Genomic DNA, 14,506 nt, shown 5'->3' on the forward strand with positions numbered 1-14,506 from the left:
ACCAGAGGCCGGTTAATTTTGTTGGTGCACGCGTTGTGCTAACAAGTAATCCGTTACCAATACCGCATTCACAAATTTAGATAACGCAACGCCCTTTTTTGGAAAATTTTGAGATGAGTATGAACCTACTACAACTTACGCAAACCGCACTGGGCGGCCGAGTGATTGAGCGCATGAGCGCCCATTATGGGATTGACGCCAGCAAAGCGACGACCGTTTTTGATACTTTGGTACCAACCTTGATTGGCTCTGTCGTGAAAAAAGCCGACACGCCTGAGGGAGCTCGCACGCTGTATTCGGCCATCATGTCACCTAAAGTTGACCCTAACATTGGTGCTAACTTGACCAACGTCATCGACAATCCAGTATCCCTAAGTAACTTGGGAGAAATCGGTGAGGAACACGCCATTCACTTGCTCGGCGGCAAAGCCGGGGATGTAACAAATGCTGTTGCTCAGCATACTGGTGTGGGAATTAGCACTGTAACATCGATGATGTGTGTAGCCTCAGCCACCCTGTTTGGTTTGCTCAAAAATCACTTGCAAACAAGTAAGAATGGGCAGCATGCGTTAGTTTCCACACTCGAACACCAAATACCATTCATCCAAGAGAAATTGCCTGAGAGCGTGTGGGCGGCATTAGGTCTGGGTACCGTGGCTGCATTCTTCAGCGGCATTGGCAGCAAACTCAAAAACACGTTGTCGGCCTTTCATGTGCAGATGCCACAAGGCGCCCATCCAAGTACAAGCGTTAGCAAAGCGCCCGAAAAAAAATCAGGCCTCGCCAAATTGTGGTGGCTCTGGCTGTTGTTAGCCCTGGCTGCATTGCTATTGTTGATGCGTGGTTGCCATAAGGAATCGACGCCAGCACCGGCACCGGTGGTAACGCCACCTGCTGCGGTCTCCGCTGCACCTGATAAGTCTCCTGTACTGTCGTTGACCACCGACAAAGATGGTAAAACCACAGTAGCTGCTACCGTAGGCAGCGAAGCTGAGAAAACCGCGATTATGGACGACTTGAAAAAAGTTTATGGCGATGCGGTTAGCGCCGACATTAAAGTTGATGCGACGACCAAGCCTGCTGACTGGGTTGGCAAATTGCCTGATTTATTGCCTACCATCAAATTGCCGAATGCCGAATTGACGATCAAGGGCAACAACATTGAAATCGGCGGCGCGGCAACCGATCCTAAGCTGGCCTTGCTGGATAAAACCAAAACCCTTTTTGGTAGTGCCTACACCGTCTCCCAGTTCGATCTGTCTCAAGCCATGGCCGATAGCAAGAAAAAATTTGAGGATGCATTAACTGCACTCAAACCAGGTACCTGCACGACGGCCGATGTGGTGAAAGCGATGAATATCTATGCATTTAATTTTGCTTCCGGTTCCTTTGCCATTCCGAAGGAAGATGCCCTGGAGTTTGGCAAAGCGGTGACGGCCATCAAGGATTGCGCCAAGGATGCAAAGCTGGAAATCGGCGGCCATACCGATAATGCGGGGTCTTCTGCGGTCAATATGGAATTGTCGCAAACACGTGCCAATGCTGTACGCGATTTCTTTGTGTCCAAAGGCATTGCCGCTACCGCATTCACGACCAAGGCATACGGAGACACGAAACCTGTGGGCGACAACGATACTGCTGCTGGTCGCTTCCAGAACCGTCGGATTGAGTTTGTCGAAAACAAATAATTTGAGGGGACATCAAAAAGATGCTGGTGCGGGAATAGGTTTGGGTTCGGCAAATTGCAATTAATACTGACCAACGCTTAACTAATCCCGCGCCTGTTGCTTTGATTTATCCCGAGAATGAATATGACGGCGTGGAATCCAAGGGCATCAGGAAACTGTCAAGATTTTGTGGATGATGAAATTTTTAAATTGAGGCAATCATGTCGCATTGGCGCAATTTAGCGCGATTTTAGGGAGATAAGAATGTTTAAAATGAATAAAACCATTGTGGCAATTTTAATTGCCGGTACATCGGTGCTTGCTGCAGCGGGTCCTGCAGAAGCGTCAAACAAGGGGATGCATCGCGTTGGTGGTCATGGCCCGCACGGAAAAGGCAGTCATTATGTCAAGTCATACCATCGCAATGGCATGCATATCGTAGGTGGACACGGTTCGCATCATAAAGGCGGCCATATGGTCAAGTAATCCGAATACGAATAATGCAGACATGATTATGTCTGCATTATTCGCTTCGTCGCACGCTCTTGCTCGACAAATGGCAAGAACCGTGCCGCGGATAATTTTACATCTACAACATTCCATTTAACGAAGTCAAATTAGTGTTCAATCCAACGAGACTATTTCTGGTTGTTCTCATGCTCCGTAATATGACGAATACACCCACCGATCTTTGCGTTTAATGCCTGTTCGTGGCTAACGCTATGATTTTCGTAAGTCGCACACAAATTTCAAAAGTGAATACGAAATGTATGTTCTATGAAAAAATAAAACAGTAGACTGCTGAGTAGAAGCATATATGTTTGGATTACAGAAAAGCCGCGATAACGACGTCGGCACACTCAAAGAATTGATGATCGCTGTACCGATAACGATGGAAATTTATACGGCCATCAAGCGCAAAAAAGTTGAAGCCCGCCGTGTGATCGAAGATGCATGCGAAACAGCGAAGCAGTAGCGAGGTGCATTAGATGAATGAGTGGTTCGTATTGAGAGGAAAAGAGTGAAAAAATTTGCACTGGTATTGACTTTGACCGTTGCCGGCACGAGCGCCCTAGCGGATGAAATGATTGTTTTTATTCGACACGGTGAAAAGCCAGAAAAGGGACTCGGGCAGCTTAGTTGTCATGGGTTGAATCGTTCGCTTGCACTACCAGATGTGTTGATAAAAAAATTCGGAAAACCTGACGCCATTTTTGCTCCCAACCCTGCCAAGTTCAAGGATGATCTCGGAACCCAGTACGCTTATGTCAGACCCTTGGCAACGATTGAACCTACGGCTATTCGACTAGGCTTACCAGTGAATGTCCAATTTGGCTTTGCGAATAGCGCAAAACTTCAATCTACGCTTTTGTCCCAGCCTTACAAGAATGCGGTGGTGCTTGTGTCGTGGGAGCACCATTGGGCACAGAAAATTGCGAAGGAATTGGTAGCCAGCATCGACAAAAATGAAGCGGCAAAGATCCCTGTTTGGCAGGATGACGATTTTGATAGCATCTATGTGGTGCGCATTGGAAATGGCAGCGGCAAGAAAAACGTGTCGTTTAGCCTTGATAAACAAGGGCTGGCTTCGCTATCCGACAACTGTCCGACGCACTAAAGCCGTGGGAAATTTCATGAAATTGCGTAATTAAATTTACTGCGACGCTTGACGAATGACGTGCAGCATAGTGTGCGACAGTCACTCGCCATGATCCGGCCCAAGGCGGACCTGCGCTTTGATCATAGTCAAGAGATTTGAGCAATCTACAGCGAGAAAACGGGGACGCAATCATACGATGCGGTTATCCAGCGATGGCGACTCAGAAAATCATTTTCTATTTAAAAAAAATTGACACTATGGACAAAGCCCTTATGCCTGGCTCTACCAACGCAGCAAGTCGATCAAGCCTGTCCGCATTCGGACTGTCCCAGCCCGCTATATACGCTGAAGACCGTGCTCGGTATGACCGACGGCGCTTCTACTCACGACGTAGTGCTTGGTGACGACTGCCTTACTCGATCGCGTTACCCATCATTGCGACATCTTGGAAACCGGGAACGATTCTTATCATTATAAACAGCGGAAAAACCGCCCTCACAATAGCGATAAAGTGGGAAGTATTGGACGCTGATTGATAGTAAATTCTTTTATTTCTGCTTTAGCCACGGAGACGACGTGCTCCAAAAAATGATATTCGCTCCCAAATAATTTTCTGCATACTCTGTGAATTCTGCACGAGTAAACGGTTTCTTGGTTTTGGGATTCGTATAGGTGAGTGTCGGTTCCTGTACCGCCATGGCAACCAGGTCCAGTTTCCCTTTGTATTGATTAAAAAATGGATAAGAATTATGCATCTGCCCCTTTTTATTGGGCACAATATCCGGACCTCCGAGACCCACGCGATTCTGTTCGGCAAACTCAAACAAGCGCGACATATATTTGTGATCATTATCCCATTCACATGGCCAGAAATTGACATATTGGACGACATGCGATTGTGTAAACGCTTTTCTGGCAAAGGCGAGGTTTTCCATTTCGGCTTTAAAATATTTGTCGCAACTAAACCCCGTTTTATCTCGTTTTAAATCGGGATCGATAGCAGTTTCTGGAAGATTGACACCAAATACACGCCCATCAAATTTTTCAGCAAGTGCTTGCAAGAGTTTTTGATAGCGTTGTCGTACAGCGCGATTCCACTGCTGCGCGACCCAACCATAGCCTACAGGTTTATTTTCACCAGGATTGTCATATTGCTGTACGAGGCCACCTTTATAAATTGGATCCTGAAGCAAGTAGGCAGGTACATTTTTGTGGGATAGTTCAAAAAACCTATCTTGAATCTGTATAAATAATTTCTTGTTAAGGGAAGAGAGGTAAGTCAGGTTTCTTTCGATTTCAGAAAAATCATATTTGTCTTTTTCTTTCTCCAACTCTTTCCAGCTATATACAACTTGCACTCCACCAATTTCTGGCCGCTTTATCATTGCATCAATTTCGCTGAGGTTCCCATAGTCACTATAGATAAAATTTTGTGGTGGAGCCGCCATGGCGCTCCATGACATGACGTAAAGTAATGCACTTTTAGTAAGAAATGTTTTGATTGATAAACTCATGGCTTCATTTCTTTCTATAGCTTATGTATGGCTTTAATGGAATGGATGCCCTCTTTCAAAACGGTATCAAAGTGCCAAAATAGCGGGCATGTCCCGCTTAATTGAAAGGGGCGTCCATTCCATTAAAGCCCCCAATTTGGGGAAGTCCAGTATGTTATTCGTCGAGTTTGATGCATACCGGCCGAGGTGGCATGAATCTCGGATTCACGCTGACCGTTTGTACTGCCTTGCCTGCCAGTGCATTGAGCGCCTGCTTCAATTGCCAATCCTTATTGCTGGTGAATTCTTTTTGTGGCAAAGGCACGCTCCCGGTTTTATCCAGATTGGAAAGATCTCGCTGGTCGCGCAAACGCTGGCGCTCCTTTCGCACATTGGCGAATGGGTCGGGTGAGGCAATGTCAGCAAAGGCAGGGCGTGGAATGTCGACCTCCCGATGGTTGAGTAAAATGCCTTCAATATCGGCGTCTTTACGCGGTGGCACGATCCAGTCTGGAATAACGCCGTAACCTTCCATCGGACAACCGTTTGGCCGAAAATTGCGAGCATTAGTCCAGACGAGATAGGTGTCGTCGCGAATGCCGACACCAGTTTGCGCCATGCCTTTACCGTAGCTGGGTGTGCCCAGCAGCTTGGCGCGACCAAGATCCTTCAGCGCAGCCGCGGTAGCCTCCGCAGCGGAGGCACTTTGGCCGTCAATCAGCACGATGAGGGGTACACTGCGCCACCAATCATCAGCTTGCAACGATGCCAAGGGATCCTGATCCTGCATCACCGGCAGCTCATAGTCGGGCCAATTGGTGGTGATGCGATGCTGTGTTTTGTCGTCTCTTTGCAGTGTCACCATTGCGGTCTTATTGCGGCCGGTGAATAACGCTGTAATACCAATTGCCGCGTTAAGTGCCCCGCCACCATTGAGACGCAAATCGAGAATCACAGCCTTGATCGGCAGTCTTTTTTTGCGCTCGACTTGTATCACGTTGATGTAATCGCCAATGGTGGGTTCAGGGAAATTGGCAAGTCGGGTGTATAGCACGTTACCATCGATGATCTTGGCAACCGCGGGTCGTAGCTTGATAATTGCGCGTACCAAAGTGAGTTCCAGTCGTTGCTTCGATACACCTCGTAGCAGCGTGATCTTGAGCGGCGCACCGACTTCTCCATTTGCATATTTGGAAATCTCGACATTGTCGACGCCTATCAAGCTATTCCCGTTCATTGCCACCACAGTGTCCCCGGTACGTATGCCAGCTTGCGCGGCAGGTCCGTCGGGTACCACGTCGACAATGTGCAAACCATCAGGCAAGGTGTCAAAGATGATGCCGATACCGGGCGTGCCGTTGCGCGTACGTTGGTCTTTTTTTATCTGTTCTTGCTGTTCCTGGGCATTGCGAAAATTAGCGTAGGGTAATGTTCTGACGCCCAACCGGATAGTCTCGTCGAGAAACGCCGACATATCGATCTCGGTCAGATGCTCTTTCTTGAGCACTTCCACTACCGATTTTAGTTCACAAATTTGGGCTTCCCAATCTGGCGGACACGGCGAGACCACTGCGGCCTGCGCCTGCGAACAAAGGCTAGATGCCAATAATAAAAATGCGGTGAATAAAATAACAATCACATTAGCTGTAAACGGTATGGAACTATCAAATATCTGTGGAAGTAGCCCATTTTCTGCCTTCTGCGCTAGTTTTCTAACGGAAGCACTGGGTATTACCGGCTTAATTCCAGAAATATATAGAGAACCCTCCCAATACAGAGAGGGTATTTGAGTGAGCTCATTTTTCAATTAAATCGTCCCGATCACTTGACTGACAAAGGTTAATTATCAGTAGTATAAACACATAGCATCCACGATTCTTCCACCATCCGGTAATCTATCGAGCCTATACTACCGAGCGTCTGCACATGCAAATGAATCAGATCAACACTCATTTTATTTTTTAATGTTAATTTAAACGATCAATTTAAGCTGGCTGGTGCTCTACGAGGCTTTGTTGCACAAATCAAAAGCTGACTACAACATCCCCTTACCCCACAAACTCAGGACACACGGATGGTGTCAGGTGTCCCTAATCGCGTGAAGCGATTAAGGATAGCTACACGCACTTTCAGCTCTGCTACCTGACGATCAAATTCTCTAGCCATCACAAGTTCGCCCAATAATTTGAAGCAACGAATTTTGGTTTCAACCAAGCTACGGAGGTGGTAGCCACTCCACTTTTTCCACAGCGTTCTGCCTAAATAGCGTGTGGCCCGTAAGGTTTCATTTCTCGCTTTGGCACCTGTCATATTTTCTTTCCAATACTGCGCATTCTTACGCGTAGGGATGACCGCTGCAGCGCCACGTGCCGCAATCGCAGTGTGACAGCCTTTGGTGTCATAAGCACCATCGCCACTGACAGCCCAGATGGTTTCGCTCACTGGGATTTGTTTGAGTAACTCTGGCAACATGGGAGCATCACCAACACTGTTATCGGTAATTTCTATCGCGCGTATTGCCATCGTTTCGGCATCAATGCCCAGATGCACTTTACGCCATTGTCGTCTATAGTCAGCCCCGTGTTTCTTGGTTTTCCATTCACCTTCGCCCAGCATTTTGATACCGGTGTTATCGACTAATAAATGCAATCCATTTCGACTGCTGTGACGCGGGATGATGACGGTTAAATGTTTCTGCCGTCGGCATACTGTGCTGTAATCTGGGACTTCCCAATCCAATTTGGCTAACTGCAAAAGACTTTGTATAAAACCAATTGCCTGTCGCAGTGCCAGACCAAATAGTCCTTTGATTGTCAGGCCAAATTGGATAGCGGTATCACTAAATTGTTGTACCCGACCACGACAACCTGAGGGCTGACCATGCCATTGCATATTGTTGTCTAGCCACACATGCAAGGAGCCGCGATTTTTTAATGCAGCGTTGTATTGTTTCCAGTTGGTCGTACGGCATTTCGCGGGAGCAGGTTTTGTCATTCTTGCAGTTTACGCATCTCAGTAGAATTCGTCAGGCTAAGCTGCGATTTGTGTAACAAAGCCATGACAAATAGATTCCGTTATTGGGTGAATTAACTGGTCAAATATATTGACGTGTCATCGACTCCTACTGAGCAGCACCACAATCTCTGCGTAAGCGTGACCATAGCGATTTCTTGACAGATTTTTCTATTTTGAAACGGCACTTTGCGATATTGTCGTCATGTTGACCGTTTACACAAAACTTATTACACCCTTCAGCATCCGTCCGCATGCTCAAAGAGCAAGGTTGCCTCTCAGAAAAGCAGGGGCAACCGATTAAAATTGCTTATTACCTGGCCGCATGGTCTCTGTAATAGTTGCCACCTGCATCAATCTCACGTCTAGCTTGCTCAAGCAGTTCTTTGGCTTTCGCTAAGTGACCATCAAATTTGCCACCAAATTTTGTGTGGATCGCTTGGATTTCATCTTCTGAATGACTGATCCCACTCTTGGTCGACACAAACCGATCATGGATTTCATCAGCAAATACACTAGATACAACCAGCAAAGTAAAAAGTAGAACAGATATTTTTACATCATAATTCCTTTAAAATGTTGAAGTGAACTGCAAAGTGCAGTAAAACTCCGAATAAAATTTAGTGCACACAAAATTTGTGATTTATTGCTAAGGAGGGATGTGAAAAATCGTACGCTAAACAATCCCCCAGTTTTACGGTCGTGCCGGATAGTTACTTCCTCAATGCCGGCCATCAACTAGCAGACCTATACAGCCTTATGAGCATTTAATCAGTTTGCCATTACCAGCTATACCGATAACCGACCTGCCCAGATACGGTTTCGCGATCTGGGCCGCCGATGCTCTCTTCAAATTTCAGTGTCCCGTACAATTCACCTGTTTTCCCAACAGTTTTGGTCATCCCTATACCGACCTCGCCCCACGTTCGACCTACTCCCGAATTGATTGGCGTGCCGCCGACAATAACATCCGTTGGCGACAAGAAATCGTGCAATACGTCGACCGTGAAATAAGGTGTCGTTCCACTGACATGTGCTACGTTCCCTTCATTATTCTGGAAAAAACGCACGCCGATACGGCCGCGCAGAGATGTTGTCGTGCCACCAGAGATCGACGACACATTGTCGTTGAATCCATCCAGCTTCAGCGCCTGATACATCAACTGTCCCTGCGGCTCGATGGCAATGATCCCGCCACCCAGTTGGAACGGTTTACCGATTTCTTGCGACAGCGTGACACCGTAACCATTCTGGCTTGCACTGCCGCCATAGACATCGCTATAACTATTGTTATAGTGCGTGATTTGTCCGACGGTATCGAAATACGTACCGTCCGACAAATACTTGGTCCAATACCCCCCCACACTTTCGGCCTGCGTTTTGGCGCTGCCCGTTGCGGGCGACAGATTCTGGATACCGCTGCGCGCCAGGTCACTGAATCCGACCGATGACGTACCTAACGTCAGGGTCATACCGACATGTTCACTGCCTCCTGTTGCCGGTTGTGACACTGTCCAATCCTTGCCGAATTGCATAAAGTAAGTGCGTGATTCGGCGTTGAATCTGTCGTTGTTAGCATCCAGATCCTGGTATTGTCCGCCAATACGTCCCCAAAAGCCGTCGTGATTGCCATTTTGTTGCTGCTCAGCGCTGGCGATATCGCCCACCCGTTCATGCAATTTACTCAAAATCGAAAACCCATAATCGAGGTTCAGTCCAGGCGTCATACTGTAACCGACAACCCCCGGGCGGTACGCAACTGAAGGCGGGGACGGTGGCACCACCGGCGTGACTGGAACTACCGGCACCGTTGGGGGAACTACCGGCACTGCTGGGGGAACTACGGGCACCGTTGGCGGAACTACGGGCTCAAGATAGGTGCGCAAATACCAATTGTCGGCGCTGCTCGATCCGCCGCGATACAGCAGATACTGGAAGGCCCCTGCCTGCACCGGTCCTGCTAAATGAAAAGCACTCGCCGCTGTCGATCCGCCATTATTCGCCGCTACGACCTCGATACCATCGGCGATGGTTAATGCTCCTGGGCCGCCGGTATTGTTCACCTTGATTGCCGTGGTTCCGGTAGCGCTGCCGCCGTTGATGATCAGTCGATCCGACGGTGAGCTATCGGAGGCCAGGTAAGTATTCAAGGCCAGCGTGCCATTGTTGCCGGCATAGCTGCCCGTCGTCACCGTCTTGTAACTGCTCGCCTGCGTCGGATCGGCGGTCGGGGCCACGAACGCCACAGTACCTGCGTTGCTTAAACTGCTCAGCATGGAATTACTGGTTACATTCCACAGGCTGGTACCATCGATCGTCATTGCGACCGGATCGATATACCCGGTGAGCGTCGTATCGTTTGTTAGGTAAATATTACCAGTGCTGCTCACGTCAGAAAAAATATTCCCCGTCAAACTTTCGCCCGAGGCGGTAAACGTCACGTTGCTGCCGTTCATCAGGTTCAGGAGCGTGCCGTTGCCAGCCGTGACTGCCGCGCCGTTCTGGACCGTGATGTTGGCTGTGCCGCCATTACCCAGGAAGGCCGGGCCGGTGCCCGACGCAACACTGCCGCCGGTCACAGTCACCGTACTGGCCGCCCCATTGGCGAGCGTGTCGGAGGTGACGATGCCGGACGCTCCGCCTTTCAACGTCGTACTTGTCAACGCCAGCACGCCACCGCTGTTCGCTGTCGCGCCATTCCCGGCGGCGCTGCTGACGGTCGATCCGATATCGGTCACACTGCCGCCATTCTGCGCAACCAGGCCGTCAGCCTGGGCACCCGCTGTATTGACAACGGCGGAAGCCAGAGTAACGGCCGCACCGTTTTGTGCCACAACGCCATGAGCAGTCGTGCCGGAGGTTGTCACCGACAAGCCGTTGCTGGCGCCTATCGTTGAACCAGCGCCGGAAGCCATGAGACCGTCAGCCGCTGTGTTCGTAGTCGTCACCGAACCACCGGAGACGGTCACGGTACCGCCTTGGGTACCGGTGCCGCTATCGGCTTGCACACCGGTCGCATTCGCGCCAGCAGTCGAGATCTGGGCGTCGGTCAGTGACAGTGCACCACCGTTATTTGCATACGCGCCAAATGCGCCCACTCCTGTTGTATTGACGACCGTTCCACCCTGCGATGCAATGGACGATCCGGCGTCAGTAGCTTCTACACCGTGCGCGGCCAAGCCGGTAGTCGATACCGTGCCTGCCGTGAGCGTCGCGGCAGCGCCATTGCTCATCTCGATCCCGACGGCGTTCTGGCCGGCTGTCGTGACAGTGGCGCTGGAATTCGTTACCGTCGAGCCGGGGCCCGATACGAACAGGCCGATCGCATTATCACCGGCCGTGTTAATGGTCGTTGCCGCATCGGCCGAGATCGTCGCCCCGGTGCCGGTCGACGATACGCCGTCGCCTGTGCCGGTGGTGGCGATCTTGGTCCCGGCCAGTGCGATAGTCGCATTCGCGCCCAAATTGTCAATGCCGGCACCCGAACCACTCACCGCAATGGACGTCGCGCCTGCCTTGACGCTTCCGCTCGTATCAGTCGCATCGAGCTGGATGCCATCGGCTGTTCCGCCAGCGATGACGGTTCCACCGCTGGACAGGGTGACGGACGCGCCGGGGCCAGTCAAATGAATAGCCGCCGTGCCATTATCGGCTTCAATGATGCCGGTGTTGGTCAAGGTCGCCGTAGCTCCCTGCACCAACGCGCCGGTGCCGTTGGCCACTTGGATCGTGGAGATATTGTTGACGGTGCCTTGGGCGCCGACGACGACACCAGTGGAACCGGCACCGGTCAATCCGATGACGCTGTTATTTTGGAGTGTGCCGAGATTTCGGGCGACAAAGCCGATCACTAAATCGGTGTTTGAGGCTACAGCAGCATTATTGATCAGCGTAGTGGCTACCGGCGCGCCACTTACCGTATTGGACAGGCTAGTGGCCTGTCCATCGACGACGCCCGCGATGGCGCCGGCTGCATTCAGATTGATTATAGTTCCTGCATTAATGGTGCCTGATGCGCCGCCCTGATCGGTGATGGCGATGCCGTTCAGTCCGTTGACATTGTAGATCGAATTGCCGGTGGAGAGGGTAGTACCCGCATCCGTCGCGACTATCCCTCGGGCATTCTGCCCATTGATATTCATGGTCAGCGGGCCCGCCGATGAAGAGCCGGTAAAGGCGGCGCCACTCGCTACGCGGAACAGGGTCGAGTCATCCGAGCCGACAGTGAGGTTCTGGGCGGCGACATTGATCGTGGAGCCCACACCATAGGCGAAGAAACCGATCTGGTCGATGTTGTTGAACTGTGGAAGCGCCGACGCCCCTACATTTACCGTGGCATAGCCTCGGGCGAGAACACCAATGGCGCCGGTTCCATTAAGGAGGATGGTCGAGTTGACATTGGCCGTGGCCGTGATCGCTGCGGATGTGCCTTGAGCCAACACGCCGATATTGCGGGTATTCGACGTAGGATCAATGCCGCCGGAAACGATGATTTGGCCAGTGCTTGTCGACGTGACTGTGCTTGACACGGTGTTCGCAAACACCCCGATACCGACGTTGTTCGCCCCGTCGACCTCAATGGTCCCGTTATTGATTGCTCCAACGCCGGTGCCTGTTACAGAGTCACTCACCAATATACCGTAGCTGCTCAACGGTGCCGCCACACCGCTGCCACCCTTAATGACAATGTCGCCATCATTAATGGCGCCGAAATTGGTCGCGCCGCTGACTCGGATTCCGGCAGCGCCTTGGATCAAAGTTCCCAGGATGATGTTTCCGTAGTTGATTGCGTTCCCGTTGTTTTGTATCAAGATACCTGTGCTATTGGAGCTACTGTTACTGGCAAGGGCGACATCCGAAGCGGAAACCCCTGGTGTTGCCTGCGGCGCACGGCCGACATAGATCGTACCAGCGGCATTGTTGGTAAAGGTGGAATTAGATTGGACCCACGCCCCGATACCAACGCCGTTAATTTGACCGCCAACAGCATCGCCCAAGTTGATCGTGCCGTTGTTGACGCCGACGCTGCCGGACTGCAGCAACATTCCGACACCATAATTGCCGGAAGTGACGGCATTGACAATGCCGTTGTTTGTCGCTGCAGCGCCGTTACTCGCTGCGAATCCATATATTTGACCAGTCGTCGTATAGCCGCCGACGCTGGTACCGTCCGGATTCAGCAGCATACCCGCGGAAATCACGCCGTTGTTCACCGCGGTTGTGCCGGTACCATCGATTTGCATGTCAGCAGAATTGGCCACAACGCCCCCCCCGCTTGCCGAAATGCTGCCGTTATTAACAAGATGGGCACCCTGCGCGCCGTACAAGACGCCACCGGAGGTGTAAACCGCTTGGATGACACCCGAGGCCGCCACGGTGGCCGTGGCGTTCGCCCCCACAGCGCGCATGACATTGAGCGGGCTCGGTGCGACTGCGGCCGCATCGTTAGGATGGGCAGCGCCATCTGTCCAGTTGTTGTACGTTGCAATGGACGTGGTAGTGGGAATAGCCTGCGTTATAGCGGCATTGTATTGCGCCTGGGTAAGTGCGCCAGCCTGTACCTCCGTCACAAGCCAAGTATTGTAGGTTTGTAAGCTGGTAGGATCCGTAACAGTATGCGTGCTGCCATCGAAAGCAGTAAATGTACCGGCGAACTGCGTGACGTTGTTGCTGAACGTACCGATTGCTGTGCTGGGGGCGGGTGTCCAAACCTGGAAATCGATGCGATTCTGCGAGTCCCACTCGATGTTACTGGCGGCTACGCCCGTGCCATCCGCATACGTGAGGGCGGTCTGCTTGGCAGCGATGGTAAGCTGATTGCCAGCACTATTTGTTGGCGACACATTGTCGCCAATATTAACCTTCAGCGTGCCGCCCGAGGAATCCACATTCCCGAGACCTGCGGCCACGTAGTAAGAAGTAGCTGAGGCGCCGGGGACATACTCAATAAAATACCTATTTGTGCCGAGTATCGGAAAATTGAGGTCGCTTGTTGAATAGACAGTAACGACTCGGGAGGTTCCAGTAACCGGATCACTCTGTGTAACCGAGCCACTCTGGGACGGCAACTGAGCGTTGTACCAGTTATTTACTGTCGCAGGCGTGACGGGGCCGGTGGTAAATGTGTAGCTACCCGCAGGTGCGTTGTTCAAGGTGTACGTTTGCGAGCTCCCAGATGATGGGCCGCCCGCATTTCCGACGCTGAAAACGCCACCAATTGTTTGGCTCGCCCCGTCGGATACGGTGTTCTGGTATGTATTATTGTCCGCCGCGGGGGACGTATAGACCTGCGCCATGCTGACGGAACTTATGGCTGCCAGCGCTAACCCGAATACACTGAAGACATGTGATGGCGTTCGCCCCACAAGTTTCCCCCCCCCCCCGAGCCTCCCTTTTGCTTTGGTTGTTTCCGAAACGGCAACATAACCACCAGCCGCTTCACTCCATATGGAGCGATATAATTTATTCATGGGGGGCAGTATCCTATTAAAAATTATTGGCCGAGTCAACTAAATACTCATTCAATTGGTCAATGCCGCTACATCGAAAAAAACACTTAATTCCGAGGGAATATGGTTTATCAAATGCAAATGCAAAAATGTGAGAGCTCGCCTATCAATCCATAGAGCGACCACGCCGATTACACAGTATCGGGTGAATTTATCTGAGTTGTGACCTCACTTAACAATAATTAACGAAACCATCATAAAAGCGTAAGCATTTATTGTTTTTTC

The 14,506-nt window shown here is 50.8% G+C and carries 8 protein-coding genes and 1 pseudogene; 5 read left to right on the forward strand and 4 right to left on the reverse strand.

All coding sequences use genetic code 11. The annotated features are described in order from the left end of the window. Positions 1-119: 119 nt before the first annotated feature. The 5 genes and pseudogenes from GEV47_RS11325 to GEV47_RS19545 all read left to right on the forward strand — a co-directional run. Positions 120-1,688, forward strand: a complete 1,569-nt coding sequence (locus tag GEV47_RS11325; RefSeq protein WP_194270653.1) for an OmpA family protein — start codon at positions 120-122, stop codon at positions 1,686-1,688. A gap of 252 nt (positions 1,689-1,940) precedes the next feature. Further along, on the forward strand, positions 1,941-2,153 hold the full coding sequence (locus GEV47_RS11330; protein ID WP_153234891.1) for a hypothetical protein: 213 nt from the start codon (positions 1,941-1,943) through the stop codon (positions 2,151-2,153). 331 nt (positions 2,154-2,484) lie between these two features. Continuing rightward, positions 2,485-2,643, forward strand: a complete 159-nt coding sequence (locus GEV47_RS11335) for a hypothetical protein (RefSeq protein WP_153234892.1) — start codon at positions 2,485-2,487, stop codon at positions 2,641-2,643. A 45-nt stretch (positions 2,644-2,688) separates the two neighbouring features. Continuing rightward, positions 2,689-3,285: a hypothetical protein gene (locus GEV47_RS11340; protein ID WP_228124676.1), complete on the forward strand. Its 597-nt coding sequence runs from the start codon at positions 2,689-2,691 to the stop codon at positions 3,283-3,285. Between the two features lie 382 nt (positions 3,286-3,667). Continuing rightward, positions 3,668-3,799, forward strand: a pseudogene (locus GEV47_RS19545) (ATP-binding protein); the annotation flags it as partial. 16 nt (positions 3,800-3,815) lie between these two features. Here the strand turns inward: GEV47_RS19545 and GEV47_RS11350 are convergent. The 4 genes from GEV47_RS11350 to GEV47_RS11365 all read right to left on the reverse strand — a co-directional run bounded on the left by GEV47_RS11350 (position 3,816) and on the right by GEV47_RS11365 (position 14,242). Then, complete coding sequence (locus tag GEV47_RS11350; RefSeq protein ID WP_153234893.1) at positions 3,816-4,781, reverse strand: hypothetical protein; 966 nt, start codon at positions 4,779-4,781, stop codon at positions 3,816-3,818. Positions 4,782-4,935: 154 nt separating this feature from the next. Continuing rightward, positions 4,936-6,399 (reverse strand): S41 family peptidase, encoded by a 1,464-nt coding sequence (locus GEV47_RS11355; RefSeq protein WP_407646234.1) that lies wholly within the window; start codon positions 6,397-6,399, stop codon positions 4,936-4,938. Between the two features lie 422 nt (positions 6,400-6,821). Continuing rightward, complete coding sequence (locus tag GEV47_RS11360) at positions 6,822-7,754, reverse strand: IS5 family transposase (RefSeq protein WP_153234894.1); 933 nt, start codon at positions 7,752-7,754, stop codon at positions 6,822-6,824. 800 nt (positions 7,755-8,554) lie between these two features. Continuing rightward, entirely contained in the window at positions 8,555-14,242 is a 5,688-nt protein-coding gene (locus GEV47_RS11365; RefSeq protein WP_153234895.1) for an autotransporter outer membrane beta-barrel domain-containing protein, read from the reverse strand. Positions 14,243-14,506: the final 264 nt, after the last annotated feature.

The sequence above is a fragment of the Glaciimonas soli genome, from assembly GCF_009497155.1.
GTDB classification, from domain to species: Bacteria; Pseudomonadota; Gammaproteobacteria; order Burkholderiales; family Burkholderiaceae_D; genus Glaciimonas; species Glaciimonas soli.

What these genes read in the sequence shown, in the direction of transcription:
- GEV47_RS11325 (WP_194270653.1), top strand. Translation starts at nt 120, where the DNA reads ATGAACCTACTACAACTTACGCAAACCGCACTGGGCGGCCGAGTGATT.
- GEV47_RS11330 (WP_153234891.1), top strand. Translation starts at nt 1,941, where the DNA reads ATGAATAAAACCATTGTGGCAATTTTAATTGCCGGTACATCGGTGCTT.
- GEV47_RS11360 (WP_153234894.1), bottom strand. Translation starts at nt 7,754, where the DNA reads ATGACAAAACCTGCTCCCGCGAAATGCCGTACGACCAACTGGAAACAA.
- GEV47_RS11365 (WP_153234895.1), bottom strand. Translation starts at nt 14,242, where the DNA reads ATGAATAAATTATATCGCTCCATATGGAGTGAAGCGGCTGGTGGTTAT.
- GEV47_RS11335 (WP_153234892.1), top strand. Translation starts at nt 2,485, where the DNA reads ATGTTTGGATTACAGAAAAGCCGCGATAACGACGTCGGCACACTCAAA.
- GEV47_RS11350 (WP_153234893.1), bottom strand. Translation starts at nt 4,781, where the DNA reads ATGAGTTTATCAATCAAAACATTTCTTACTAAAAGTGCATTACTTTAC.